This is a genomic window from Kitasatospora sp. NPDC056184 (genome assembly GCF_042268405.1).
Lineage (GTDB): Bacteria > Actinomycetota > Actinomycetes > Streptomycetales > Streptomycetaceae > Kitasatospora.
Genome location: NZ_JBHJUI010000008.1, coordinates 173375 through 198358, shown reverse-complemented (window position 1 = coordinate 198358; position 24984 = coordinate 173375). Strand labels below are relative to the sequence as shown.

The following is a 24984-nucleotide window of genomic DNA, read 5'->3' as shown; positions in this document are numbered from 1 at the left end:
GCCCGGTCACCGCTGCGCGCAGAGGGCCTCGTCGAACAGGGCCCGGGCGTGCTCGAACCCCTGCGGGGAGGGCGCCAGGTTCGCGGTGACGGCGACCGTCGCGGCGCGGCCGTCCTCGGTCACCCCCGGGAGGGTGTGGAACCCCGGTATCGCGCCGCCGTGCCCCCAGGCGACCTTGCCGCAGCTCAGCGACCGGCGGATGAGCCCGAGCCCGTACTCCTCGCCCTTCGGCACCCCGGGACCCTCCGGGACCTTCACCGTGGTGCGCATCTCGGCGAGCTGGGCGGGCTTGAGCAGCCGGCCGCCCATCAGGGCGGCGAAGAACCGGCTCAGGTCGCTCGGCGTGGAGACCAGCTGGCCGGCCGCCCACCCCCAGGAGGGGTCCAGCTCGGTGACGTCGTCGAGCGAGCCGTCCGGCCGGGCCGCGTACCCCCGGGGGTGCGGCTCCCGGATGCTCTCGTCGCCGACCCCCGGGAAGTAGGTGTGCCGCAGCCCGAGGCGGTCGATCACCCGCTTGGTCAGCTGTTCGGCGAGCGGGCGGCCGGTGGCCTTCTCGACCAGCAGGCCGGCGAGGATGTAGTTGGTGTTGCTGTACGACCAGCCGGTCCCGGGGGCGAAGAGCGCCTTGCGGGAGAGCCCCAGGTCGAGCAACTCGCGGGGCTGGTAGTAGCGGTGGCGCCCCGTGCCGAAGACGTCCTCGAAGATGTCGTCGGTGAAGTTCGGCAGTCCGCTGGTGTGCTGGAGCAGCTGGCGCACCGTGATCGCGCGGCCGTCGATGCCCTCGCCGCGGACCAGACCGGGCAGGTAGCGCTCGATCGGGGCGTCGAGTTCGACCTTCCCCTCCCCGACCAGCTGCAGGACGACCACGGCGACGAAGGTCTTGGTGTTGCTGCCCGCCCGCACCTGCCCGTCCACCGGCACCTTCGCCCCGGTCCGCAGATCGGCGACGCCGGCGGCGTAGTCGCGGGCCTGCCCGTCGCGCGAGAGCACCGAGGCCAGCGCGGCGGGGTAGCGGTCCTCCTTGACCAGGTGCTCCAGCCCGGCCCTCACCGAGTCCTTCGGGCCGGAGGACGGCGCCGCCGAGGCGGGGACGGTGCCGGCCGCGCCGAGCGCGGCGACCGTCGCGAGCAGCAGGGCGAGGGCGTGCCGGGGTGACGTGCCCGTGGCGGTGGTACGGCCGGCCCGGGGTCGGCGGGAACGGTGATCGGCCATGCGGAGGCTCCTTGGGTACGGCGCGACGAGGGCGCGGAGAGGGAGGGGAGTGCGCGGTGACGGCGGTGTCCGCCGCGCGGGCGGACCGCGCCGACCACGGACCCGACCCTAGGAAGCGGACCCGCTGCCGGGCATCGCCCGACGGCAGGAGGACCCGGCTCCCGCCGTGCCGCCGATCCGGTACCCCGCTCCCGCCCCGCCTCCTCCCCTCGCTCCTCCCCTCGCTCCTCCCCTCGCTCCTCCCACCGTTCCTCCCACCGCACCGGGGACGGCACGGGGCGCCCGGGATCGTGAAGTCCCCGGCGCCCCGGCCGGGTTACAGGTCGAGCAGGGTGCGACGGGCGAAGTCCGCGCCCTGCAGCGGCCTGACGGCGAGCCGCAGCAACGGCAGCGGATTGTCGTCGCCGGCGATCCGGTTGGTGCTCAACTCGCCGCAGGACAGGCACTGGTGCACGATCAGCCACTCCCCGTCGGCGCGGACGGACATGCCCAGGGCCTCCATCCGCCCGCCGCAGTCGGCTGCGCGGTCGCCGGGGACGCGGCGGTCGACGTGGAGGCTGGCCAGGCAGTTCGGGCAGTGGTTGCGGTGCGCGGTGCCGGGGGCGTCCAGCGGGACGTCCAACCGGCAGCCGACGCACCGGAAGTCGTTCGCCCGGTGTCCGCCCCGGGCGTGCAGGACGTCCTTGGGCCGCTGCCGGCGGCGGCCGCCGGTGTTCTTCTGTCGTGGCACGGTCGGGCCTCCCTCTCGTCCGGGCGGTTCAGAGCGAACCGAACGCTTCGAGCGGGAACGGCGGCTGGGCCAGCGGCCGGACGGCGATGCGCATGAGGATGAGCTGGTTGTCGTCCGGAAGGACCGGATTGGACGTCAACTCGTCGCAGCGCACGCAGCGGTGGACGACCATCCAGTCCCCGGTGCGCAGCACGGCGATGGCGATCGGCGACATCCGCCCGTGGCACGCGCTCGGACCGCCCTCGACCTGGTCGAGGACGTGCTGCGAGTGCAGGCAGGACGGGCAGTGGTTCCGCCGCGCGCCGTCGGTGGCGAACGTGGACACGGTCAGACCGCACCAGGCACAGGCGAAGGTGGCGGTCTTCTGGGTGTTGCTGATGGTGGTGTTGGTGCTGGACACCCGGGGTGCTCCTTGCTGGAGGTCAACGATGACAGCAAGAGCAGGCCGAGCGGCCTCGACGACGATCCGTCAGGCAGTGTGGCGAGGCGCACTCGGCGCGGTCCGGGACATCAAGACACCCTCTCGGAGGTACGGGCCCATAACGGGAGCGAACGGACGGAGCGGCGAGCGTAACAACCGGGCCGCCGACCGGGCCAGCGATTTTCTCCGCCCCGAACCCGCGCGCCCGGGCGCCGGGACGGGCCGGGGCCGACGCCCGACTGTCGGTGCCGGCCGGTAGCCTCTGCCACCGTGGGTGATCCGACAATCGACCTGATGAGCCGTCTGGCCACGCTGGACGACAGCGACGTGCTCAACCGCTACGTCGCGGAGGCCGGAATGATCGCCAGGCACAGCGAGTTCCTGCCGCTGGTGCTGGCCTTCCTCCATCGCGCCACCGAGGGCGGTTCGGGCGTCCGCCCGTCACGGCAGTACCGCGAGCGGATCCGGGCCGCGTCGGCGTCGATAGAGCTGCTCCTCCAGATCATCGACGACACGAAGAGCCACCTCGATCTCGTGCGCAAGGACGCGACCCCCGTGATGAGCGCCTGCGCGGACCGCATCGTCGACCGCGTCGTGGACCCACTGGAGGACTGCCGGGGGCGGCTCACCTTCTGGCTCACCGAGGAGGAGGGGAAGCTCGTCGGCCTCCGGACCAGGCTGGCCGAAGTCGAGTTGGCGTACTGGGACTCACGTCTCGGTCAGTTCCAGGACGCGGCGGACCCCCGCGTGCCGCCGCGGAACGCACCGCTGGTCGAGCATCCGGAGATGCTGCACCGGATAGGCGCCGAGATCACGCGCAGCTCCGCGCGGATCGTCTACGAGATGAAGAAGCAGCCCGCCGTCCTGTTCGAACCGAGGAGCACCGTACCGATCGCCGTGGTCGACGAGCTCACCGCGCCCGCCTTCGAGCGGCTCGTCGCCGCGCTGATGGAACGCGACGGCTTCGACATCCGGCGGCGGGGCGGCTACAGCGGCGACGACGCCGTCGACGTCATCGCCGTCTGGCCGATCAAGCAGCTGTTCGCGGTCCAGGTGAAACACACCAGGCGCGGCCGCAAGGTGGAGCCCAGTGTGGTCCGGGAGGTCGAGTCCGCCGCCTACCGGCTCCACGAGGCGGACGTCGCCGTCATCGTCACCAACGGCGATTTCACCCAGGGCGCGCTCTCCAATGCCGAGCGCTTGAAGGTGCTCCTGGTGAATCGCATCGACCTGGTCCGCTGGGTCGAGCTGGGCGAGTCGCTGATCGACATCCTGACGAGTGACCGATCCTGAACGGGGCCCGGGCCGGCCCGGCCTGCTCGGCCGCTCGGCGCCGCTCGGCGCCGCTCGGCGCCGGTCGGCCGCTCGGCCGGTCAGGCGGTCAGGCGGGGGTGGTGCGGATGACCGGGTCGTGGGCGAGGTCGGCCAGGAGGGCGTCCAGCTTGGCGCGGTCCACCGAGGGCATCAGGAAGACGTGGGCGTAGCCGCGCAGGCTCGCCGGGTCGCCGGGGGCGGTCAGGACGTTCTCGCAGGACAGCGACCACTTGGCGACCAGGTCGGCGCTGGGCTTGCGGAACCGGACGGTGATCGCGCCGGGCGTCCGGGCCGGCCAGAGTTCGGCGCCGGTCTCCCGCTCCAGCTCGCGGAGCCGGCGTTCCAGGTAGCCGGCCAGCTCCTGGGAGCGGCGGATCCGGTCGACCTGGTCGCGGTAGGAGTGCCGGGAGAGGTGGTCCCAGAGCACCAGGGGCGAGAATCCGTTGCGGGATCCGGCGAAGGTGCTGTCCGGTGCGCCGATGTACTCGGGCTGGGTCGGCGGTTCGAGCTGGTACTTGGCCTTCGTCATGAAGACGCCGCACGGCCACGGCACGCCGGCCCACTTGTGGCCGCTCATCGCGATCGACGCGACCATGTCGACGTCCCCCGACGCCCGGCTCGGGAGGCTGAGGCCGAAGTCGAACTCCGGCGCGCCGGCGGCGGGTTCGGGCGACCATCCGTACGCCGCCGGGTCGTCGGCGGCCATCCGGAGGAACGGCGCGTAACCGGCGCCGAGCGCGCCGTCGACGTGGATCCAGAAGCCCCGGCGCTCGTCGCCGCCGGCCGGCAGCAGGCCGTGGCGTTCGAGGACCGGCAGCAGCCGCTCGCACGCGCCGCGGACGTCGTCGTGGGCGCCCTTGAAGGTGCTTCCGAGGTTGAAGTTGACGAAGACCGGGTGGCCCTTGGCCGCGAAGAAATCCACCAGGACCGCCAGCGCGTCCGCGTCGACGGCGCCGGGCCCGTCCCAGGAGTGGCCGGACGGTCCGGGCAGCGAGGGCACCTCGGCGGGCCAGTCGCCGCCTAGCGGGCACTCGCCCGGGTAGTCCGCCGTGCCCACCGCGTGGAAGGTGTCGACGCCCAGCACCCGGACGGCCTTGGCGAAGGAGTAGTGGGTGTCCTCCGAGTAGAACGCCACCGGGCGGGGCGCGCCGGGGCGGGTCAGGTAGTCGCGGGCGTTCCAGAGGGCGTACATGTTGCCCTCGGTCGAGCCCATGGAGAGCATGTAGCCCCAGTAGGACTCGGGGTCGGCCGGGTCGTACGGGCGCCCGGCGTGCCAGAGGCGCGCGTAGTAGTCGAGCACGGCGCGCTCGACGACCTTGGTGTTCGGCTTGTAGCCGCCGCTCTGGAACGGGTCGCCGAGGTTGTTGATGTTGCTCAGCATGAAGCGGGCGAGGTCGAGGGCGCTGCCCGCGAGCTCCTGGGTGGCCTGGTAGCCGACCAGGTGGCGGCGCTTGCGCGTCAGGTACCCGTCCATCCGGTCGAGGGCGCGCAGCCGCTCGCCATCGGTGAGCCCCTCGGCGGGTATCGCGAAGTCCTCGCCCTCCGGCGCGGCGTCGACGTGGACCGGGGCGGCGTGGACGGTGGTGGGGCTCATGGGGGCGGCGCTCCGGGTTCACTGGGGTAGGTCGGCCCAGGGCCGCTTCGCCCGCCAGGATGGAACTTTCCGTCGCGGGAGGGAAGGACCTCCGAAGAAGATTCGGATCAGGGGTGATCCGCCTTGCGAATCTGCGAGCTGGTCGGGGAGGCTGAACGGCGTGCCGAATTTTCCGCAGGCCCACCGGGCGCCCATCGACGACACCGACCGCGCGATCCTGCGCGTCCTCGCCGAGAACGCCCGCACGCCGAACAACGCGCTCGCCGAGGCCGTGGGCATCGCCCCCTCGACCTGTCTGGCCCGGGTGCGGGCGCTGCGCGACCGCGGCATCATCCGCGCCTTCCGCACGGAGATAGACCCCGCCGCCATCGGACTGCCGCTGCAGGCGATGATCTCGGTCCGGCTCCGCGCGCACACCCGCGAGCAGAACGAGAGCTTCCGGAGCACCGCCCCCGACCTGCCGGGCGTCCTCGCCGTGTTCCACATGGCCGGTTCCGACGACTACCTGCTGCACGTCGGCGTGGCCGGCCCGGAGGAACTGCGCGACTTCGTCGTGGACCACCTCACCACCCACCCCGCGGTGGCGCAGACCCGGACCAACCTGATCTTCGAGCAGATCCCGGGCCGCCGCTACCTGACCAGCGGCTGACGCCGTACGTCGGACGCCGGACGCCGCGGCCGGGCGTCGGCGCCCGAGCGCGTCCTGCGAGGTGGTCTGTAGACCGGTCTACAGATTTCTGGCTCGAACTATGCAGACCGGTCTACTGAAATCAGTAGACCGGTCTGCATAGTCTTCCGCCGCCCGCCCGCCCTACCGCCCGTCGGCGTACAGGGCCTGGACGGTGGCGTAGGCGGGGGTGTCGGCGGCCGCACCGCCCGCAGGGGCGCCGGCGCGGATGGCGAGGGCCGTGGAAACGGCGGCGGCGAGGGCGGTGCGGTAGAGGTAGGAGCCGAGGCTGACCCGGGCGACGCCGAGGGCCGCGAGCTCGGGGAGGGTGGGGCCGGTCGGGGTGTAGAGGATGTTCAGCGGGAGGGCGAGGCTGCCGCAGAGCCGCTCGATCGCGCCCGGGTCGGTGAGGCCGGGGACGAACAGGCCGTCGGCCCCGGCCAGTCGGTACGCGGCGAGACGGCGGTCGGTCTCCTCCGCCGGGTCGGGCAGGGCCAGCCAGTAGGTGTCCGTGCGGGCGTTGACGAACAGGGCCGGGGCCGCCGCCTTGATCGCGGTGATCTTGGCCGAGTGCACGGCGACCGGGGTGAGCGCCCCGTCCGGGCGGCCGTCCTCCAGGTTGATCCCGACGACCCCGGCCTCCGCCAACTCGACGGCGAAAGCGGCGACTTCGTCCGGGTCGTCGCTGAAGCCGTTCTCCACGTCGACGGAGAGCAGGTAGCGCCCGGAGCGGCCGAGGCGGCGGGCGAGCCGGAGCGTCTCGTCGCGGGTCGCGGCGGCGCCGTCGGGCAGCCCGGCCGCCGCCGCGACACCGAGGCTGGTGGTGCCGACGGCGGCGAAGCCCTGCTCGGCGAGGACGGCGGCGGAGGCGTGGTCCCAGGCGTTGGGGAGCAGCAGCGGCTCGCCGGGGCGGCGGTGCAACGCGGCGAACGGCGTGTCGAGCGGGGTGTCGAGCGGGGTGTCGAGCGGGGTGTGGCTCATCGTGCGGTGGACCTCTCGTGCGGACGGAGGTCGCCGACGGCGTCCGCGTAGTACGCGGACTCGGCGACGTGGAAGGCGAGCTGACGGAACGACCACCCGGTCCCGGGCGAGCGGTCGAGCTGGTCGGGGGTGAGCGCGGCGAGCCGGGCGGACCAGATCCGGGCGAGCCGGGTGAGCCGGCTGCGGGCCTCGTCCAGGTCCACCGGGGTGAACGGCGCGAGGTCGGCGGGGGTGGTGGCGGCGGAGGCGTGCCAGTGGTCGGGTTGGGTCGGTTCACCGGCCAGGCGGGCCTCCAACTCGGCCAGATGGTCGAGGAGATGGTCGGTGACCCGGCGGATCGCCTTGTGCGGGGTGTACGTGCGGCCGTCGGTGGTGGCCGGGCGACCGTCCCACGCGGTCCACGTCCCGGCGAGGCCGAGGACGTGCTCGACCATGGCCGGCACCAGCCCGGCCGGATCCCGGTCGTCGGTGGCCGGGACCGACTCGGACGCGACAGCCTCAGCCGCGACCGCACCCGCCTCCCCTCCGACCGGCGGCACGGCGGAGGCCCCGTGCAGGATGCCCGCCGCGACGGCGAGTGCGTGCGTCCGGCCGGGGCAGGGCCTCGGCGGAGCGCCGAAGGTCAGCGGCGGCTGGTCGGGACGCTCCGCCTGGGCCGCGGCGACGTCGAGCAGCACGTCCGCCCCGGCCGGGACGGACACCCCGCCCACCTCGGTCGGCCGCACGGCCCGGCGGCGCATCGTCCGCACGGGCGGGTCGTGCCGCAGCGCGGCGGCGAGCGGGTCCCCGCGCTCCGCCCCGGCCGCCCGCGCGTGCTCCACCAGGGTGGCGGTGGCGTCGCAGGCCTGGACGAGCAGCCCGATCCGGTTGGCGGCCCGCTCCGCACCGCCCGCATCCGGCCCCTCCAGTCCCTCCGATCCCTCCGACCCCTCCGACCCCTCCGACAGCATCCGCGGCAGCAGCCAGGCCACCTCCGCATCGGCCTCCGGATCCTCCGGCCGTTCCACGAAGTACGACCGCGCGACCACCCCGACCGCCCGCGCCACCGCCTCCGGCTCCGCGAGCCCGAGCGCCTGCGCCAGCACCCGCACCGTCCGCACCCGCACGTCCGCCTCGAACCCGGCCGCCGCCGCAAGCCGCAGCGCGTCCGGATCGAGCCCGGCGAGGTCCGCCTCGACGAACGCCCGCCGGGCGGCGTGCCGCTCGCCCGCGCTGAACCGGGCGACGGTGGCGCGCAGCCAGGCCATGCCGCCGACCGGCCCGGACTCGGCGGGCGGCGGCACCAGCGCCGGATCGGCGAGCGCGGCGGTCACGTCCCCGTACCGCGCGAAGGAGAACACCGGAACAGCGGCGGGAACGGCAACGGAAGCGGTGGAATCAGCCATGGCCCTCACGCTAGGACCGGAACGTTTCGGCCCCCGCCGAACCGTGTCCGCGGCACCATGGACGCATGGCACTCGCCCAGCTCGCCGGTCTGCTCGCCGACCCGACCCGCGCCGCGTTCTGCATGGCCCTGCTCGACGGCCGTGCCTGGACCGCCGGTGAGCTGGCCCGGCACGCGCGGGTGGCGCCGTCCACGGCGAGCGAGCACCTGTCCCGGCTGATCGCCGGCGGCCTGCTGGCCGAGGAGCGCCAGGGGCGCCACCGGTACGTCCGGCTGGCCGGCCCGGAGGTCGCCACGCTGATCGAGGACCTGGCCTCCTTCCCGCTCCCGGCCGAACCCGCCGACCCACCCGCGAACCGACCGCCCCCGACCACCCCCGGTTCACTGCGCGAGGCCACCCGGACGAGCGCCGAGGCCCGTGCCCGCACCTGCTACGACCACCTCGCCGGCCGCCTCGGCGTGGCCGTCCGCGACGCCGTCCTCGCCCGCGGCCTGGTGTCGGACGAGGACGGCCCGGCCCTCACCGACCGCGGCCGGTCCTGGCTGGCCGAGCTGGGCGCGGAACTGCCGCCCCGCGCCGGACGCGCCGGCGGCCGCCCGGTGGTCCGCACCTGCCTGGACTGGACCGAGCGGCGCAGCCACCTGGGCGGCGCGTTCGGCGCGGTGCTCTGCCGGACGGCGCTGGACCGGTCCTGGGTCGAGCGGATCGGCTCCGGCCGCGCCCTGCGGGTGACGCCGGACGGCGAGCGCGCCCTGCGCGACCTGCTCGGTCTCGCGCTCTGACCCCGATCCCCGCGGCCCCGACCCCAGCGACCCCGATCCCGACCCCGGCGGCCCCGACCCCAGCGACCCCGATCCCGACCCCGGCGGCCCCGACCCCAGCGACCCCGATCCCGACCCCGGCAGCCCCGACCCCGGCCCCGATCCCGCCGGCCCCGCTCAGCCCATCGTCTTCGCCCCGTCCAGCGACTCCCGGATGATGTCGGCGTGCCCGGCGTGCTGCGCCGTCTCGGCGATGACGTGCAGCAGCACCCGCCGGACCGACCAGGCGGCACCGGGCTGGAACCAGGGCGCGGCCGGCAGCGCGTGCGCCCGGTCGAGGTCCGGCAGGCTCACCACCAGGGCGTCCGTCTCGGCGGCCACCCGTTCGTAGGCGGCGAGCAGCCCGGCCAGGGTCTCGCCCTCCGCCATCCGGAACCGCGCCTCCCACGCGACCGATCCGCCCGGCTCGGCGGCCTCCATCGCTGGCGCACCGCCGACGGCGAACCGCATCCAGCGCGCCTCCACCCCGCTGACGTGCTTGATCAGCCCGCCCAGGCACAGCTCGCTGACCGTGGTGCGCCGGGCGGCCTGCTCGTCGGTGAGGTCGCGGACGGTGTACCGCAGGAAGCCCCGGTGCTTGTCCAGCGTCTGCAGCAGGTCCGCCCGCTCCCCCGACAGCGCGGCGGAGTCCGAGGTCACTCCGCCACCATCCCCGGCATGTCCCCGGCCGTCCTCCCGAGGTCGATCACGCCGAACGCGGCCCCCTGCGGGTCGCCGACGGCCGCGAACCGGCCGAACGGGCTGTCCATCGGGCCGAAGTACAGCTTTCCGCCCCGCTCGGTGATCTTCGCGATCGTCGCGTCGCAGTCGTCCACCGCGAAGTACACGCTGAGGTAGTTCGGCGCCTCGGGCGGCAGGTCCTTCGGGCCCGCCTGCATCCGGCCGAGCACCGGCTGCTCCCGGACGTGGTAGATCTTGTAGTCGATCTGCCCGGAGTCCATCCGCTTCACGGCGTACGGGAAGACGGCGGGGAAGAAGCCGTCCGCGGCGGCCCCGTCGCGGGTGATCACCTCGGCCCAGGTGTACGCGCCCGGCGCGCCCTGCTTCTCGAAGCCCTCGTGGGTGCCGGCCTGCCAGACGCCGAAGACGACGCCCGCCGGGTCCTTGGCGATCACCATCGAGCCGAACTCGCCGACCGTCATCGGGCCCATCAGCACCTCGCCGCCGTTGCCGCGGATCTTCTCGGCGGTGCCGGCGGCGTCGGGCGAGGCGAGGTAGAGGCACCAGGCGGAGGCCGCCTCGCCCTCCTGGTTCGGCATCGGCGGGACGATCGCGGCGACCGCCTTGCCGTCGGAGTAGGCCTGGGTGTAGTTGCCGTACTCGGTGGAGGACTCGCCGAAGGTCCAGCCGAGCACCTCGCCGTAGAACGCCTTGGCGCCCTCCAGGTCGGCGAACATCGCGTCGGCCCAACAGGGCGTTCCCTCGGGTAGCACAGCCATGGCGAAGCCTCTCGTGTGACGTTTTGTCCCGATTTGCCACCCTAGCCAGTCCGCCACCCGCTCGCGCGCGCACAGCGGCGGCGGCCCGTCGGGGCCGGAACCCCCGACGGACCGCCGCACACCGTCCGGCCGATCCGCTACCCGACGGCCACCCGGCCGACCGCCCCCGCGACCGAGGCCGCCGACGTCCCCAGCCCGGTGGGCCGCACCAGCAGGGCACCCACCACCCCGCCGCCCGGCTCGACGGCCTCCTCCGCGACGGCGCCCGGCGCCCCGGCCGCCTCCCGCCCGAAGTGGCGCAGCAGGTCCTCCTCCCGGTACCGGCGGCAGTCGCGGTGCCACACCAGGATCCCGGCGAGCCAGTTCTCCAGCTCCTTGACGTACCCGGCGAGCACCGCCCGCGCCGGCCCGTCCAGCCCGAAGTCCTCGAACAGCACCGGGAACTCCTCGGCCACCACGTGCCGGAACTGGTCGAGGCGCGCGTGCATGAGGTCGTCGACGATCCGCACCGCCGCCGGGTAGTCGCAGTTGAAGAAGTTCTGCACCACCAGGGTGGCGTTGTGCACCTCGCCCTCGAACTCGATCTCCTTCTGGTACGAGAACAGGTCGTTCATCATGCAGGCGTAGTCGGCGGCCGCGTTCTCCAGCGAGCGCATCGGGCCGCTCGCGTAGACCTCGACCGGCACGACGGCCCCGTGCGCCAACCGCGAGAGGCCCATGGTGAGGTCGGAACCGAAGGTGGAGCGGCGCATCTCCAGGTAGTCGACCGGGTCCGGGATCCGGTTCTGCGCCTGGTTGTGGAGTTCCCAGATCCAGCTCAGCGTCATCTTCTCGACGGCCTCGCGGAACGTCCCGCGCGCCTCGGCGGTCATCGGCCCGGCGGTCCGCTCCCAGAGGTCGGCCAGCCCGCGCTCCAGCGCGGTGAGCGGCTCGGCGGCGGGCTCGCCGTCGACCGGCATGAGCAGCTGGAACCGTGCGTGCTGGGCCTTGGCGCCGGCCAGGTCGCCGGTCCGGCCGAACGCCACCGGGAAGTAGTCGTCCGCGTAGGTGCCCCAGGCCAACCAGTCGGTGGTGCGGTCGAGTTGGTCGGCACTGGCGTCCGGGTGGATACCGGCCGCACAGAGCGCGAGGTCGTAGTCCGCCATGCTCTCGGCGGTCCACAGGCCCGCGGTCGGGTCGTCCGGCCGGGTCTCCAGCAGGCCGATCCGCTCCGCCCACGCGAGGGTGTGCAACCGCGAGGACTCCAGGTAGGGACTCAGGTCGGCCGTGAACGGCAGCCGGAACTCCGGCAGTCGGGACGGTCCGACGGCCTGGAACGGCACGTGCGCGTGCGACCGCGCCCGCCGCACCCCCGGATCGGCGTCCCCGTGCGAACCCCCGACCAGGCCGGTCCCGGGCGACTCCAGCGACGCACCCGAACCCGCCCCGGCCGTCGCCGCCCGCATCGCCTCCAGCAGCGCGGCCACCGGCGACTCCCCGACCGTCGGAGCCCAGGCCTTCGTCACCGGGCCCGACCGGCTCAACGAGCCCAGCTCGTCGGCCAGATCGTCCAGCGCCCCGCCCGCCTTCAGCACGTCCAGCGCCGACGTCCCCACCCCGCCGATCGCGAACGGGTCCCACCAGCTGGCCCCGCCCGCCGAACCCGTCCCGCCCACCGTGCCCGCCGTACTTGCCGAACCCGCCGAACCGGCCGAACCCGCCGCCGCCCCACCGCCGTTCATGTACCGGCTGGACCGCATGTGCCATTCGTGCCCGCCGGCCTGCCAGTCCTGCATGCCCTTGACGTACGCCAGCACCCTGGCACAGCCCTCCGGGTCCAGCCCGGTGTCCGCGAACAGCTGCGGCAGCTCGGTCACCGCGGTGTTCTCGAACTGCTGGAGCCGCGAGGTGAGCAGGTCGTTGACGGCCTCCGCCGCCTCCTGCGTCGAGCACTCCAGGAACTTCTCCAACACCAGGACGCCATTGCTGAGTTCGCCCTCGTCCTCGACCTCCCGCTGGTACGAGAACAGGTCGTTGCGCAGGTGGACGCCGTCCGAGAAGGCGTCCATCAGCACCCGCAGCGGCCGCGCACCCGACACCGCCGCCGGCACCTCCGCCCCGGCCGCGTACTCGATCAGCCCGGCGGACCAGGGCGCGCCGCCCACCTTCCGGCGCATCTCGATGTACTCGACGGGGTTGGAGACCCGGCCCGCGTTGATGTTGGCGAGCTCCCAGAGCGACTCGTTGAGCAGGTTCCGGGTGCTCTCCGCGAACCGCACCCGCCAGTCCTCGCCCATCGCCGGCACGGTCCGCCGCCAGAGGTCCGCCAGCCCGGCCTCGACCGGGTTGGTCGGCTCGGGCACGACCGCCTCCGGGTCGGCCGGCATGAACAGCGGCAGCCGGTCCAGGTACGCCTTGCCGCCCGCCCGGTCGTTGGTCCGCTTGAACATCTCCAGGAAGTGGTCGTCGAAGAAGAACACCCAGACGTACCAGTCGGTGACCAGCGACAGCGCCTCCGCGGACGCGTCCGGGTGGGTGTACGCGCAGAGCAACCCGTAGTCGTGGGCCTCCAGATCCGCCTGCGTCCAGACCCCCGACCCCTCCAGCATGCCCATCTCCCGGGCCCACCCCGAGGAATGGTCCCGGGCCTCGTCGAGATGCGGGTTGAGCCGCGCCGGGTGCGGCACGTAGAAGGACGGCAGTTCGAACGGCTGGGACACCGGGCGAGCCTTTCTGGACGCGTCGACAAGGCCGACTCAGCTTTACCCGAGTTCAACGATCTCAGCCGGAGAACCGGAACAGTCATATGAGATAGGCCGACCCAATCGAACACCTGCCCAACTCCCCACCCCCGACTAGCTCATCCGTGCGACTGATCGGCCCCACCCCACCCTTCCCCGGTTCCCCGTGGCTCTGCCCTCCGGCGAATCGGGTTCCACCACACCCCCGACCGTCCGCTGGTAGGGTCCGTCCGCACCCGCACCCGCACCCGCACCCGCGACTTCGACAACTGACAAGGGGTCCGCCCTCCGTGGAGTACATCGAGGTCGAGCAGAAGTTCCGACTCCTCGGCCCCTCCGGCGAGTTGAAGGACCGGCTCACCGCGCTCGGCGCGACGCCGGGGCGGGCGGGGCGGCAGGTCGACACGTACTACAACGCGCCGCACCGGGACTTCCTCGACGGCGACGTGGTCTCCGAGTGGCTGCGGGTGCGGGTCGAGGACGGGGCGGCGTCGGTCAACTTCAAGCGGTTCCATCCGATCGCCTCGCCGGTGAAGACGCACTGCGACGAGTACGAGAGCACCGTGTCGGACGCGGAGGCGGTCCGGCGGCTGCTGGCCTCGCTCGACTTCGCCGAGCTGACCGTCGTCGACAAGACGCGCGAGGAGTGGCACGTCGACGGGATCGCGGTCGCCTTCGACACCGTGGCCGGTCTCGGCGACTTCGTCGAGTTCGAGTTCAAGGGCGACGCGGAGACCGTCGAACAGGCCACCGCCCGCCTGGACGCGTTCATCGCCGCGCTCGGCGTCGGGCTCGGCGACCGGATCCGCCTCGGTTACCCCCATCTGACCCTCGGCCTGGAGTAGGCGGCTCCCCACCTCCGGCCCCTCCCCCGCCGGTGTTCCGCTTCGAACAGCTCTGCCGACGAACCACCCCTTGCCCCCAAGGAATCACCCGGTCATGGCGTGTTGACGCGGCCGCCTCACCGCCCGTCCAGCAGACTGGGCGCGACCCGAGTCCACGCTCCGAGGAGGTCGTCCCATGAACGTCACCGTGCGGCTCGCGCAGCAGCCCCGGGCCGACGAGCTGCTCGGGCGGAGCCCGCTCGCCGCGCTCGTCGGGATGCTGCTGGACCAGCAGGTGCCCATGGAGTGGGCGTTCACCGGGCCGCTCACCATCGCGCAGCGGCTGGGGCACGAGGACCTCGACGCGCACGAGATCGCCACCTACAACCCGGAGGAGTTCGTCGCGCTGCTCTGCGAGAAGCCGGCCGTGCACCGCTATCCGGCGGCGATGGCGAAGCGGGTGCAGCAGCTCTGCCAGTTCCTGGTGGCGCAGTACGACGGGGACGCCGGCGCGCTGTGGAAGGACGTGGCCACCGGCCGCGAGCTGCTCAGCCGGCTCAACGCCCTTCCGGGGTTCGGGAAGCAGAAGTCGCAGATCTTCCTCGCCCTCCTCGGCAAGCAGTACGGCGTGCGGCCGCAGGGCTGGCGCGAGGCGGCCGGGCTCTACGGCGAGGAGGGCTCGTTCCGCTCGGTCGCGGACATCACCGGGCCGGAGTCGCTGGAGCAGGTGCGCGCCACCAAGCAGGAGGTGAAGCGCGCCGCCAAGGAGGAGAAGGCCGCGAAGGAGGCCCAGGCGAAGGCCAAGGTCCGCGCCTGAGCGGCCCCCGCGCCCTGCCCCGCCACCGGCCGCCGACCGCCGGCCGCCGACCGCCGAAAACCCGTTGCCGGATGCCCGTCCCGCGCGCGACGCTCGTCGGATGACCACCCCCGCCGTCTCCGCGCTGTTCGCCCCCGACGGGCGGCTGATCGCCGTACCCCGCCGCGCCGCCCGCCGCGAGCAGCTGCTCGACCACCTCGCCCGGACGCTCTTCGAGCCGGACCGCTCCTACACCGAGCGCGAGGTCAACGACGCGCTGCGGACGGTCCACGACGACTTCCCGGCCCTGCGCCGCTACCTCGTCGAGGGACGCCGCCTCACCCGGGCCGAGGACGGCAGCAGCTACCGCCTCGCCGCCGCGTAGGGCCCGCTCACCGCAGCCGCCGCCAGTCGTACCGGTCCCGGATCTCCCGGACGAAGTACCGTCCGCGGCTCTCGGCCGCCATCAGTTCGCGGTGCACCCGCCCCGGCACGGCCAGGTACGCGTACACGCCCCCGGCCGCGAACTCCAGCTCCAGGACGCGCCGCGCCGCGTCGTAGCCGACCGAGCGCAGCGCCGAGGAGTCCACCGGCGTACGGTTCATGGCCCTCCCAGTGTGCGCACGAAGGCCCCGGCCGCGCACACCGCGCGCGACCGGGGCCCGACCCGCCGGACCGGCTACACCAGGACCAGCTCCTGCTCGGCCTCCTCGGCGGCGGCCGGGGCCGGGCCGGCCTTCCGGCCCCCGGGCAGCGCGAACATCAGCAGGAACACCACCCCCAGCACCCCGAGCACCCACCACATCGCGTGCTGGAACGCCCCGACGAACGGCTCGCCGGCCACCGTCCCGGTCGGCACCGCGCCGAAGAACGCCACCGACACCAGGCCCAGGCCGAGCGCCAGGCCCACCTGGTTCACCGTGTTGATCAGCCCGGACGCCGAACCGGCGTGCTCGCGCGGGACCTCGGCCAGCACCGCGTTCGTGATCGGCGCGACGATCAGGCCCATCCCGGCGCCCATCACCACCAACGGCAGCGCCATCTGCCAGGGCGCGATCCCGGTGCCGTACCGGTCCGCCTCCGCGATGTAGACGAGCACCCCGGCCGCCATCACCAGCGCGCCCGCCTGGAGCACCTTGCGCCCGAACCGGGGGACGAGCTGCTGCACGGAGACGCCGGCCGCCGTCGAGCAGGCGAGCGAGAACGGGATGCCGGTCGCGCCGGCCTTCAGCGGGCTCCAGCCGAGGCCCAGCTGCATGTAGAGGGTCCAGACCAGGAAGAAGATCCCGGTGACCACACCGAAGGTCAGCTGGACGCCGATGCCCGCGGCGAAGGACTTCACCCGGAACAGCGACAGCTCCACCAGCGGCGAGCCGTCCCGCCTCGTCTTCACCCGCTCGTAGGCGACGAACAGCGCGAACACGGGCAGGCTGCCGGCCATCACCAGGTGGCCCCAGAGCGGCCAGCCGGCCTCCCGGCCGTGGGTCAGCGGGTAGATCAGCATCAGCAGACCGGCGCTGGCCAGCAGCACGCCCGGCAGGTCCAGCTTCAGTGCGCGCTCGGCCTTCGACTCGCCGATGAAGACCCGGCCGAGCAGCAGGCCGGCGATGCCGACCGGCAGGTTGATCAGGAAGATCGGGCGCCAGCCGAGGCCGAACACGTCCCACTCCGTCAGCACCGCGCCGATCAGCGGGCCGCTGACCGCGCCGAGCCCGACCACCGCGCCGAACAGGCCGAACACCTTGCCGCGCTCCTCCGCCGGGAAGGTCGCGTGGACGATCGACAGCACCTGCGGCACCATCAGCGCCGCCGTCCCGCCCTGCAGGATCCGCGTCGCGACCAGCATCTCGGAGCCACTCGCGAAGCCGCAGAGCGCCGAAGCGATCGTGAAGCCGGCCATACCGATCAGGAACAGCCGCTTCCGGCCGTAGACGTCACCCAACCGGCCACCGGTGATCAAGCCGATCGCGAAGGCCAGCGCATAGCCACCGGTCACCCACTGCACGGCGGAGAACGACGCGCCCGTGGACTCCTGGATGCTCGGGATCGCGATGTTCACGATCGTGACGTCCACCAGGTCCATGAAGGAGGCCGTCATCACGATCGCCAGCGCGATCCACCTCCGCCGGTCCGTCACCGGATCCGCCACCGGATCCACCACCCGCTCCGCCATCCCGCCCTTGCCCACCACATGCTCCTCGTCGCCGTTCCTCGTCAGCACGTCGAGGAAACTACGGGGCATCTAGGTCAGATCCTGACCGCGACTTCCGGCACCCTGGACCCCATGACCGACACCCCGGCACGACTCCTCAGCCTGCTCTCCCTCCTCCAGACCCCGCGCGAGTGGCCCGGCAGCGAGCTCGCCGAACGGCTCCAGGTCAGCCCGCGCACCATCCGCCGCGACATCGACCGGCTCCGCGAGCTCGGCTACCCGGTCGAGGCCACCATGGGCCCGGTCGGCGGCTACCGGCTGGTCGCGGGCACCGCGATGCCGCCGCTGCTGCTCGACGACGAGGAGGCCGTGGCCATCGCGGTCGGCCTGCGGGCGGCGGCCGGGCACGCCGTGGTCGGCATCGAGGAGGCCTCGGTGCGCGCCCTCGCCAAACTGCTCCAGGTGCTGCCCGCCCGGCTCCGGCACCGGGTCGCCACCCTCGACCGGGCCACCCTCCCGCTGCTCAGCGGGGACGGCCCGACCGTCGACCCGGAGGACCTCACCGTGCTGGCGGGCACCGTCGCCAACCGCGAGCGCCTGCGCTTCGGCTACCGGGCCGGCGACGGCGCCCAGACCCGGCGCCAGGTCGAGCCGGACCGGCTGGTCTCGGCCGGCCGCCGCTGGTACCTGGTCGGCTTCGACCTCGACCGGGACGACTGGCGGCTGTTCCGGGTCGACCGGATCAGCGAGCCCTTCGCCACCGGCGTCCGCTTCACCCCGCGCCCGCTGCCCGCCGAGGACGCCGCCGCGTACGTCGCGGGCAAGCTCCGCCGCCAGTCGCCCACCCCGACCCTGGAGGCCACCCTCCACCTCTCCGCCGACGAGGCCCGCCACCGCCTGGGCAGCCACGGCGACGCCGACCAGGTCGACCCGGTCGACGAGCACACCTGCCGCCTCCGCTCGCACACCGACGCCCCCGACTGGCTGGCCGTCCGCCTCCTCATGCTCGACTGCGACTTCGAGGTCCACTCACCCCCCGAGATGCGCACCCGCCTCCGCGCCCTCGCCACCCGTGCCGCCCGCGCCGCCGACCCGGCCTGAGAACGACGACGCCGCCGCCCGTGGTCGCACGGGCGGCGGCGGCAGGACTCCGGACGCGTCAGACGCCGAACTCGGCGGTGATGACGGCGCGGGCCAGGGTGTGGAAGGTGATGTTGAAGCCGACCTGGGCCGGCGGGATGTCGGCCGCGACGTCCAGGGCGTCGACGTCCAGGGCGTGGACGGCGAAGGCGTAGCGGTGGGCCGGGCCGGGCGGCGGGGCGGCGCCGTCGTACTTGTTGCTCGGGAAGTCGTTGCGGGCGTGGAAGGAGCGCTCGCCCGGCAGGTCGGCGTCCGAGGCGCCGGCGCCGCGCGGCAGCGAGGTGGTGCCGGCGGGCAGGTTGAGGGCCAGCCAGTGCCACCAGCCGGAGCCGGTCGGGGCGTCCGGGTCGTAGCAGGTGACGGCGATCGAGCGGGTGCCCTCCGGCAGGCCGGACCAGGCCAGCTGCGGCGAGAGGTTGTCCCCGCCGTAGATGAACTCCTTGGCCAGCGTCCCGCCGTCGGTGATGTCCTCGCTGGTCAGCGGGAAGGACGGCACCTGCGGCAGGAACTCGTACGGCAGCGGCGGACGCACACTCATGGAGGGTCACCTCTCGGCACGGTGGGAAGGGGGCGTCCGGCCCGGGTGCGGGCTGTCGGACAGGGTTCACCTTAGTGGGGTGACCAACCACCCACTTCGGCCCTACAGTCGGATCATGTCACCGCGATTCGCCCGACTGCTCCGTGACTCCCGCGCCGCGCTGTTCACGATGCTCGGCGTCCTGGCCGCCATCTGGGCGGTCCAGGTGGCGAACTGGCTCGACGACTACCGGCTCTCGTACGAGTACGGGATGAACTCCGGGGAGCTGACCGAGCTGCCGGACATGCTCACCATGCCACTGCTGCACTTCGGTTGGGACCACATCGAGGCCAACTCCTGGCCGCTGTTCGCGTTCGGCTTCCTGGCCGCGTACCGGGGCATGAAGCGGTTCCTGCTGGCGACGGTGCTGATCGTGGTGACCAGCGGCCTGACGGTCTGGTTCTTCGAACGGCCCGACGTCGTCACGGCGGGGGCCAGCGGGGTGGTCTACGGGTACTTCGGCTACGTGGTGCTGCGCGGGGTCTTCGACCGCAACCTGGTGGACACGGTGATCGGCGTGGTCGTGGCCGCCGTGTACTCGTACCTGCTGCTGGGCGTGCTGCCGAGCGCCCAGGGCGTCAGCTGGCTGGGCCATCTGGGCGGGCTGATCGGCGGCCTGGTCGGCGCCTGGCTGCTGCGCGACCGCGGCGACCGGGCCACCGGAACCGGCTCCAAGGCCGCCGCGACCCCGGCCGGCCCCGGCTCCGCGCTGCTCAAGGAGCTCGACGACCTGGGCATCTGAGGGCGGCACCGCCTCGGCCAGGTATAGACCACTCCCTTCCCCTGCGGTTAGCGTGAGCGGGCACCTGCCCCCAGCTCCGGAGCCGCACCGTGGAGTCGTCCGTCCTCGCCTTCGCCACCGACCTCCTCGACGAGGGTGCCGACACCTTCTTCGGCAACCTCACCGACCGGGCCGGGGTCGGCGGCGTCACCCTCGCCTCGGTCTACCACGAGGCCCGCGACGTCTTCCCGCACAACCCCCGCCGGGTGATCCGCTACCTGGAGCCGGGCGCCGCCTACTTCCGCCCCGACCCGGCCCGCTGGTCCGGACGGCGGCTGCGGCCCGTGCCGTCCACCGCGATCGGCGAGCGCGACCCGTTCGCCGAGGCCGCCGAGGAGGCCCGCCGGCGCGGCCTGAAGCTGCACGCCTGGACGGTGTTCTGCCACAACGACCGGCTCGGCTTCGAGCACCCGGACTGCGCACCGGCCAACGCCTTCGGCGACCGCCACCTCACCGAGCTGTGCCCGGCCCACCCGGAGGTGCGCGCGTACGCCCGCACCCTGGTGGAGGAGCTGGCCCGGTACGGCGTGGACGCGATCCGGGCGGAGTCGCTGCACTTCCACGGCCTGCGCCACGGCTACCACCACGAGCGCTACTTCGAGGAGCTGGGCCCGGCCGCCGAGGCGCTGCTCGGCCTCTGCTTCTGCGCGAACTGCCGGGCGGCGGCCGTCCGCGCGGGCGTGCCGGCCGACGAGGCGGCCGCGGCGGTCCGCGCCGAGCTGCGCCGCCGGCTGGCCGACGACGCGGCCGCCGCCGAGCCGGCCGCGCTGGACGAGCTGGCGGACGGCGCCGTCGCCGCCTACGTGGACGCCTCCGCCGCGACGGTGACCTCGCTGGCCGCCGAGCTGGCCGAGGAGGCGGCGCGGCACGGCATGCGGCTGAGCTTCATGGACGGCGGCGGGCCGGGCACCGGCTGGCTGTCCGGGATCGACCTGCCGCGGCTGGCCGAGGCCGCCCACCAGATCGAGACGCTCGGCTACGCGCGCACCCCGGAGGAGGTCCGCGAGAAGGTCGCCGCCTTCGCCCTGCACGGGGTGCGGCCGCAGGACATGGCGGTGATCCTGCGCCCGATGGCCTCGGACTGCGACGGCCCGGAGAACCTCGCGGCCAAGATCGCCGTGCTGCGCGACCTGGGCGTGCCGGAGGTCGAGTTCTACCACTACGGCCTGATGCGCCTGTCCTCCCTCGACCGGATCGGCGCCGCCCTCGGCTGATCGGCGCGGCGCCAATGCTCGGCGCGCCACCACTGCTCGGCGCAGCGCCGCACGGTCGGAACCGCTCTCCGGTTGGCCGGAATCGATCGATCGACTGCGCGAAATGATCCTGACCATGCCAACATACGGACCCTAAGCTCCCCCTCAGTCGTGATCATCCGACGAGGGGGAGCACTCCATGTCCGCACCACGGATCACCCGCCGCGGCCTGCTCGCCGGTGCCGCCGGCACCGCCGGCGCCGCCGCACTGGCCACCGTCGCCGGGGCCGCCGAGGCGTCCGCCGCCACCGTCCCGGCCGCGAGCCCGTACACCCTCAAGCTGCCGCACCAGATCGAGGCCGAGGCGCTGATCGACAACCTGCGCCTGCGCCCCTGGGAGCACCTCGCCAACCGGTACAAGCGGGCCGGCGAGTTCGAGGACGTCCCCACCGGCGTCCGCTGGGGCACCGCCGGCCACCCGGAGGAGTTCTCCAACCTCTCCCAGTGCTCCTCGTTCCTCACCCTGGTGCTCCAGCGCGCCTACGGCACCGCGCCCACCGCGCCCGCCGGCACCCCGATGCCCTGGGGCGGCTACAGCTACGGCTGGGCGACCCGGGAGTACTTCCAGCAGTACGTCATCAAGGATCCGGCCAACACCAACCCGTACCCGACGGCGGAGAAGTACCAGCAGGCCTTCCTGGACACCGCCGCGCTCCCGCACTTCACCCGCGTCACCAAGCCGGTGAACCTGCGCCCCGGCGACCTGGTGGCCCTCGACTACTACCCGAACGAGGACAACACCAAGCCGTACACCGGGCACATCGTCATGATCCGCGAGCGCAAGGGCACCTGGTCGGAGCCGGCCGTGGACGCCAGGATCGGCCGCCCGGTCGTCCCGTACGTCTTCGAGGTCATCGACTGCACCAGCGACCCGCACGGCAACCCGGCGCTCGGCGGCACCGCCACCGACCTCTACCGGGCCTTTCCCGACACCCGGATCGAGGAGGTCCCGGGCACCACCGGCACCTCCACCTGGAAGGAGCACGACGGCGTCGGCTACGGCCACATGGTCCTCTACGCGGACGCCGAGACCAAGCTGTTCGCGGGCTACCGCTGGAGCCTGAACTCCACCGTGCCGCGCACCGTCGCCGAGCGCCCGATCTCGGCCGGGCGGGTCTGGCTCAGCGACAGCGTCTGACCCCCGCACGGCCCTTCAGCGGCGCCGCCGGGACGTCCCGAACAGGCTCCGGGAGATCTCCCTCCCGAGCTGTGTCCCGGCGGAGCGGGCGAAGGACTTCAGCGCCGGGTTGCCCAGCAGCGACCCGAGCAGCCCGGCGCCCTCCTTCTCCCGCCCGCGCCCCGGCTCCCGCTCCCGCCGCGCCTCCGCCTCCTCCGCGGACGCCGGCACCGGCACCGGCTCCGCCTCCGGCCGGGCCGCCCGCGCCGCCAGCTTCTCGTACGCCGACTCCCGGTCGATCGCGTCCCGGTACTTCCCCACCAGCGCCGAGCCGTCCACCGCCGCCCGCAGCGCCGCCGGCTCCAGCGGCCCCATCAGCGACTGCGGCGCGCGCAGCCTGGTCGCCGCGACCGGCGTCGGCGCGCCCTTCTCCGACAGCACCGTGACCACCGCCTCGCCCGTCCCCAGCGAGGTCAGCACCTCCCCCAGGTCGTACGCGGGCGACTTCGGGAAGGTCGAGACGGTCGCCCTGAGCGCCTTGGCGTCGTCCGGGGTGAACGCCCGCAGCGCGTGCTGCACCCGGTTTCCCAGCTGCGCCAGCACGTCCCCCGGCACGTCCTTCGGCGTCTGGGTGACGAAGAAGATCCCCACCCCCTTCGAGCGGATCAGCCGCACGGTCTGGGTGATCGCCTCCAGGAAGGCCTTGGATGCGCCCTTGAACAGCAGGTGCGCCTCGTCGAAGAAGAACACCAGCTTCGGCCGGTCGAGGTCCCCGACCTCGGGCAGCTCCTGGTAGAGGTCGGCGAGCAGCCACATCAGGAAGGTCGAGAAGAGCCGCGGCCGGTCCTGCACCGCGGGCAGCTCCAGGACCGACACCACGCCCCGCCCGTCCTCCGCCCGCCGCAGCAGCTCGGCGGTGTCGAACTCCGGCTCGCCGAAGAACGCCCCGGCGCCCTCGTTCTCCAGCAGGGTGAGCGAACGCAGGATCACCCCGGCGGTGGCGGCGGAGAGCCCGCCGATCCCCTTCAGCTCCTCCTTGCCCTCGGGCGAGGCGAGGAAGGTGATGACCGCCGTGAGGTCCTTGAGGTCGTACAGCTCCAGGCCCTGCCGGTCGGCGTAGTGGAAGACCAGGCCGAGCGAGGCCTCCTGGGTCTCGTTCAGGTCCAGCACCTTGGACAGCAGCAGCGGCCCGAAGCTGGTCACCGTCGCCCGCAGCGGGATCCCGGTGCCCTGGCCGCCGAGCGCGTAGAACTCGGCGGGGCAGCCGCGGGCCCGCCAGTCCTGGCCGACCTCGGCGGCCCGGGCGGCGGTCCGCTCGCCGGGCGCGCCGGGCGCGGCCACCCCGGAGACGTCGCCCTTGATGTCGGCGAGGAACACCGGCACGCCCTGGGCGGAGAGCTGTTCGGCGATCAGCTGGAGGGTCTTGGTCTTCCCGGTGCCGGTGGCGCCCGCCACCAGCCCGTGCCGGTTGAGCACCCCGAGCGGCACCCGCACCGGCGCACCGGCGTACGCGGTGCCGTCCAGCAGCACCGCGCCGAGGTCCAGCGCGGGCCCGGTGAAGGCGTACCCGTCGGCGATCTCCTGGACGGCGGACGGAACGGCAGGTGACATCGGACACCCTCCAGAGGGGCACGGCGGACCGGCTGAACGGTCGGCGACCGCGTGGGACCTACACGACATTTCCCATGAAACAGCCGCAATCCCCCGCCCGCAGCCCGTACCCGTGCGCGTGGCGGCGTCGCGGCTGCTGCGCCATCCGCCGCCCAAACGGTAGGCTTTCCGTGTGATCTTCAAGCGCATCGGCAATGGGCGGCCGTACCCGGATCACGGCCGTACCAGCACCCGCCAGTGGGCGGACGTCGCCCCGCGCCCGGTGCGACTGGACCAGCTGGTGACCACCAAGGGACAACTGGATCTGGAAACCCTCCTGGCGGAGGACTCCACCTTCTACGGGGACCTCTTCGCGCACGTCGTGAAGTGGCACGGTGACCTGTACCTGGAGGACGGACTGCACCGGGCGGTCCGCGCCGCGCTCCAGCAGCGCCAGGTGCTGCACGCGCGCGTCCTCGAAATGGAATGACCCGGGGGCCGGCCTCCCGGCCCCGCACGCGTTCGGACCGCCCGCCGGCCAGCCCGGCAGGGCGGTCCGTTCGTACCCGGGTGCGGGCGCGGTGCCGCCATTCGGGTACCGGCGTACTCCTGATGATGATCGTTTAGTACCTTCACCGCTGTACGGCACTAATCTGCTGACTACGGCCGCGAGGGCGTTCGCGTGACACCGCGTTCGCGCGACACCGCGCCCGGCCCACCGTCACCCGATCCCCGCCCCGGCACGAGGGGGAGACAAACCGTGAGCATGTTGACTCCCCAAGGCCTGAAGGGGAAGCAGTACCGGATCACCGGCAACTCCTATCCGCGGCTGGGCCGCCCGCCGAAGAAGAGCCGCAAGGTGTTCGCGCTGATCGGCGCACTGCTCGCACTGGCCCTGATCGGGCTCGGCGGCGTCCAGCTCTGGGACATCTTCAGCGGCAAGGGCAAGAACGCCTCCGCCGAGGCCTGCGCCACCCCGTCCGGCAAGCCGCTGGCCGCTCCGGCCACGGAGGCGCCGCCGACCGTGCCGGGCTCGGCCGCCGCGCCGATCGACCCGGCGGCCGTGCCGCAGCCGGCGGCGGTCACCGTGAACGTCTACAACGCCACCGCCAAGGCCGGACTGGCCGCCCGCACCGCCGAGGAGCTGAAGAAGCGCGGCTTCACCATCGGCAAGGTCGGCAACGCCCCGGCCGAGCTGGACAAGAAGGTGCCCGGCACCGCCCAGGTGATCGCCGGCCCGGCCGGCGCCGGGGCGTCCACCCTGGTCGGCTCGGTGATCGCGGGCGCGACCAGCACCGCCGACGCCCGTACCGACGGCACCGTGGACTTCGTCATCGGCGACAGCTACAACGCGCTGCTGGACGAGACCCAGGCCGCCGCCGCGCTGGCCCTGGCCACCAAGCCGGTCCCGGCCCCGAGTTCCACCGGCAGCTGCTGACCGGTCCCCGAGGAACGGACGAAGCCCCCCGG

At 73.4% G+C, this 24984-nt stretch carries 25 protein-coding genes; 12 read left to right on the top strand and 13 right to left on the bottom strand.

Going from position 1 to position 24984, the window contains the following annotated elements:
- Positions 1 to 6: 6 nt before the first annotated feature.
- From ACFC0B_RS18395 to ACFC0B_RS18385, 3 genes are all read right to left on the bottom strand, one after another.
- The gene (locus tag ACFC0B_RS18395) at positions 7 to 1212 is read right to left on the bottom strand and encodes a serine hydrolase domain-containing protein (protein ID WP_376086850.1); all 1206 of its coding nucleotides are present in this window, start codon (positions 1210 to 1212) and stop codon (positions 7 to 9) included.
- A gap of 316 nt (positions 1213 to 1528) precedes the next feature.
- Entirely contained in the window at positions 1529 to 1942 is a 414-nt protein-coding gene (locus ACFC0B_RS18390) for an RNHCP domain-containing protein (protein WP_376086849.1), read from the bottom strand.
- A gap of 28 nt (positions 1943 to 1970) precedes the next feature.
- Complete coding sequence (locus tag ACFC0B_RS18385; protein WP_376086848.1) at positions 1971 to 2342, bottom strand: RNHCP domain-containing protein; 372 nt, start codon at positions 2340 to 2342, stop codon at positions 1971 to 1973.
- A gap of 315 nt (positions 2343 to 2657) precedes the next feature.
- Here ACFC0B_RS18385 and ACFC0B_RS18380 point away from each other — a divergent pair, with 315 nt between their 5' ends.
- Positions 2658 to 3656: a restriction endonuclease gene (locus tag ACFC0B_RS18380; RefSeq protein WP_376086847.1), complete on the top strand. Its 999-nt coding sequence runs from the start codon at positions 2658 to 2660 to the stop codon at positions 3654 to 3656.
- Positions 3657 to 3744: 88 nt separating this feature from the next.
- Here ACFC0B_RS18380 and ACFC0B_RS18375 read toward each other — a convergent pair whose 3' ends face one another.
- Positions 3745 to 5271, bottom strand: a complete 1527-nt coding sequence (locus ACFC0B_RS18375) for a histidine decarboxylase (RefSeq protein ID WP_376086846.1) — start codon at positions 5269 to 5271, stop codon at positions 3745 to 3747.
- Positions 5272 to 5431: 160 nt separating this feature from the next.
- Here ACFC0B_RS18375 and ACFC0B_RS18370 point away from each other — a divergent pair, with 160 nt between their 5' ends.
- Positions 5432 to 5920, top strand: coding sequence for an Lrp/AsnC family transcriptional regulator (locus ACFC0B_RS18370; protein ID WP_376086845.1), 489 nt, complete (start codon positions 5432 to 5434; stop codon positions 5918 to 5920).
- Between the two features lie 162 nt (positions 5921 to 6082).
- On the opposite strand, the gene ACFC0B_RS18365 is transcribed toward ACFC0B_RS18370, so the two are convergent.
- On the bottom strand, positions 6083 to 6919 hold the full coding sequence (locus ACFC0B_RS18365; protein WP_376086844.1) for an isocitrate lyase/phosphoenolpyruvate mutase family protein: 837 nt from the start codon (positions 6917 to 6919) through the stop codon (positions 6083 to 6085).
- Positions 6916 to 8304, bottom strand: coding sequence for a hypothetical protein (locus ACFC0B_RS18360; protein ID WP_376086843.1), 1389 nt, complete (start codon positions 8302 to 8304; stop codon positions 6916 to 6918). The genes ACFC0B_RS18365 and ACFC0B_RS18360 overlap by 4 nt, the downstream gene beginning before the upstream one ends.
- A gap of 65 nt (positions 8305 to 8369) precedes the next feature.
- Between ACFC0B_RS18360 and ACFC0B_RS18355 the strand changes: the two genes are divergently transcribed.
- Entirely contained in the window at positions 8370 to 9086 is a 717-nt protein-coding gene (locus ACFC0B_RS18355) for an ArsR/SmtB family transcription factor (protein WP_376086842.1), read from the top strand.
- Between the two features lie 156 nt (positions 9087 to 9242).
- On the opposite strand, the gene ACFC0B_RS18350 is transcribed toward ACFC0B_RS18355, so the two are convergent.
- From ACFC0B_RS18350 to ACFC0B_RS18340, 3 genes are all read right to left on the bottom strand, one after another.
- Complete coding sequence (locus ACFC0B_RS18350; RefSeq protein ID WP_376086841.1) at positions 9243 to 9764, bottom strand: DinB family protein; 522 nt, start codon at positions 9762 to 9764, stop codon at positions 9243 to 9245.
- The gene (locus ACFC0B_RS18345) at positions 9761 to 10564 is read right to left on the bottom strand and encodes a VOC family protein (protein ID WP_376086840.1); all 804 of its coding nucleotides are present in this window, start codon (positions 10562 to 10564) and stop codon (positions 9761 to 9763) included. The genes ACFC0B_RS18350 and ACFC0B_RS18345 overlap by 4 nt, the downstream gene beginning before the upstream one ends.
- A 137-nt stretch (positions 10565 to 10701) precedes the next feature.
- Positions 10702 to 13263: a germacradienol/geosmin synthase gene (locus ACFC0B_RS18340; protein WP_376086839.1), complete on the bottom strand. Its 2562-nt coding sequence runs from the start codon at positions 13261 to 13263 to the stop codon at positions 10702 to 10704.
- Positions 13264 to 13574: 311 nt separating this feature from the next.
- Here ACFC0B_RS18340 and cyaB point away from each other — a divergent pair, with 311 nt between their 5' ends.
- From cyaB to ACFC0B_RS18325, 3 genes are all read left to right on the top strand, one after another.
- Complete coding sequence (cyaB, locus tag ACFC0B_RS18335) at positions 13575 to 14129, top strand: class IV adenylate cyclase (protein WP_376086838.1); 555 nt, start codon at positions 13575 to 13577, stop codon at positions 14127 to 14129.
- A gap of 175 nt (positions 14130 to 14304) precedes the next feature.
- Positions 14305 to 14925: an HhH-GPD-type base excision DNA repair protein gene (locus ACFC0B_RS18330; protein WP_376086837.1), complete on the top strand. Its 621-nt coding sequence runs from the start codon at positions 14305 to 14307 to the stop codon at positions 14923 to 14925.
- 100 nt (positions 14926 to 15025) lie between these two features.
- Positions 15026 to 15289 (top strand): DUF2087 domain-containing protein, encoded by a 264-nt coding sequence (locus tag ACFC0B_RS18325; protein WP_376086836.1) that lies wholly within the window; start codon positions 15026 to 15028, stop codon positions 15287 to 15289.
- A 7-nt stretch (positions 15290 to 15296) separates the two neighbouring features.
- On the opposite strand, the gene ACFC0B_RS18320 is transcribed toward ACFC0B_RS18325, so the two are convergent.
- Together ACFC0B_RS18320 and ACFC0B_RS18315 are read right to left on the bottom strand one after the other, a co-directional pair.
- Positions 15297 to 15509 (bottom strand): KTSC domain-containing protein, encoded by a 213-nt coding sequence (locus ACFC0B_RS18320; RefSeq protein ID WP_376086835.1) that lies wholly within the window; start codon positions 15507 to 15509, stop codon positions 15297 to 15299.
- A gap of 74 nt (positions 15510 to 15583) precedes the next feature.
- Positions 15584 to 17077, bottom strand: coding sequence for an MFS transporter (locus ACFC0B_RS18315; protein ID WP_376086967.1), 1494 nt, complete (start codon positions 17075 to 17077; stop codon positions 15584 to 15586).
- 111 nt (positions 17078 to 17188) lie between these two features.
- On the opposite strand from ACFC0B_RS18315, the gene ACFC0B_RS18310 reads away from it, so the two are divergent.
- Complete coding sequence (locus ACFC0B_RS18310) at positions 17189 to 18157, top strand: helix-turn-helix transcriptional regulator (RefSeq protein ID WP_376086834.1); 969 nt, start codon at positions 17189 to 17191, stop codon at positions 18155 to 18157.
- Positions 18158 to 18215: 58 nt separating this feature from the next.
- Here ACFC0B_RS18310 and ACFC0B_RS18305 read toward each other — a convergent pair whose 3' ends face one another.
- On the bottom strand, positions 18216 to 18734 hold the full coding sequence (locus ACFC0B_RS18305; RefSeq protein ID WP_376086833.1) for a YbhB/YbcL family Raf kinase inhibitor-like protein: 519 nt from the start codon (positions 18732 to 18734) through the stop codon (positions 18216 to 18218).
- Between the two features lie 115 nt (positions 18735 to 18849).
- Here ACFC0B_RS18305 and ACFC0B_RS18300 point away from each other — a divergent pair, with 115 nt between their 5' ends.
- From ACFC0B_RS18300 to ACFC0B_RS18290, 3 genes are all read left to right on the top strand, one after another.
- Complete coding sequence (locus tag ACFC0B_RS18300; RefSeq protein WP_376086832.1) at positions 18850 to 19515, top strand: rhomboid family intramembrane serine protease; 666 nt, start codon at positions 18850 to 18852, stop codon at positions 19513 to 19515.
- 89 nt (positions 19516 to 19604) lie between these two features.
- Positions 19605 to 20768, top strand: a complete 1164-nt coding sequence (locus ACFC0B_RS18295; protein WP_376086831.1) for a hypothetical protein — start codon at positions 19605 to 19607, stop codon at positions 20766 to 20768.
- A gap of 178 nt (positions 20769 to 20946) precedes the next feature.
- Positions 20947 to 21945: a hypothetical protein gene (locus tag ACFC0B_RS18290; protein WP_376086830.1), complete on the top strand. Its 999-nt coding sequence runs from the start codon at positions 20947 to 20949 to the stop codon at positions 21943 to 21945.
- A gap of 15 nt (positions 21946 to 21960) precedes the next feature.
- On the opposite strand, the gene ACFC0B_RS18285 is transcribed toward ACFC0B_RS18290, so the two are convergent.
- On the bottom strand, positions 21961 to 23535 hold the full coding sequence (locus ACFC0B_RS18285) for a helicase HerA-like domain-containing protein (protein ID WP_376086829.1): 1575 nt from the start codon (positions 23533 to 23535) through the stop codon (positions 21961 to 21963).
- A gap of 172 nt (positions 23536 to 23707) precedes the next feature.
- On the opposite strand from ACFC0B_RS18285, the gene ACFC0B_RS18280 reads away from it, so the two are divergent.
- Both ACFC0B_RS18280 and ACFC0B_RS18275 read left to right on the top strand, forming a co-directional pair.
- Positions 23708 to 24004: a type II toxin-antitoxin system VapB family antitoxin gene (locus tag ACFC0B_RS18280; RefSeq protein WP_030061387.1), complete on the top strand. Its 297-nt coding sequence runs from the start codon at positions 23708 to 23710 to the stop codon at positions 24002 to 24004.
- Between the two features lie 276 nt (positions 24005 to 24280).
- Positions 24281 to 24952, top strand: coding sequence for a LytR C-terminal domain-containing protein (locus ACFC0B_RS18275; protein ID WP_376086966.1), 672 nt, complete (start codon positions 24281 to 24283; stop codon positions 24950 to 24952).
- Positions 24953 to 24984 lie beyond the last annotated feature (32 nt).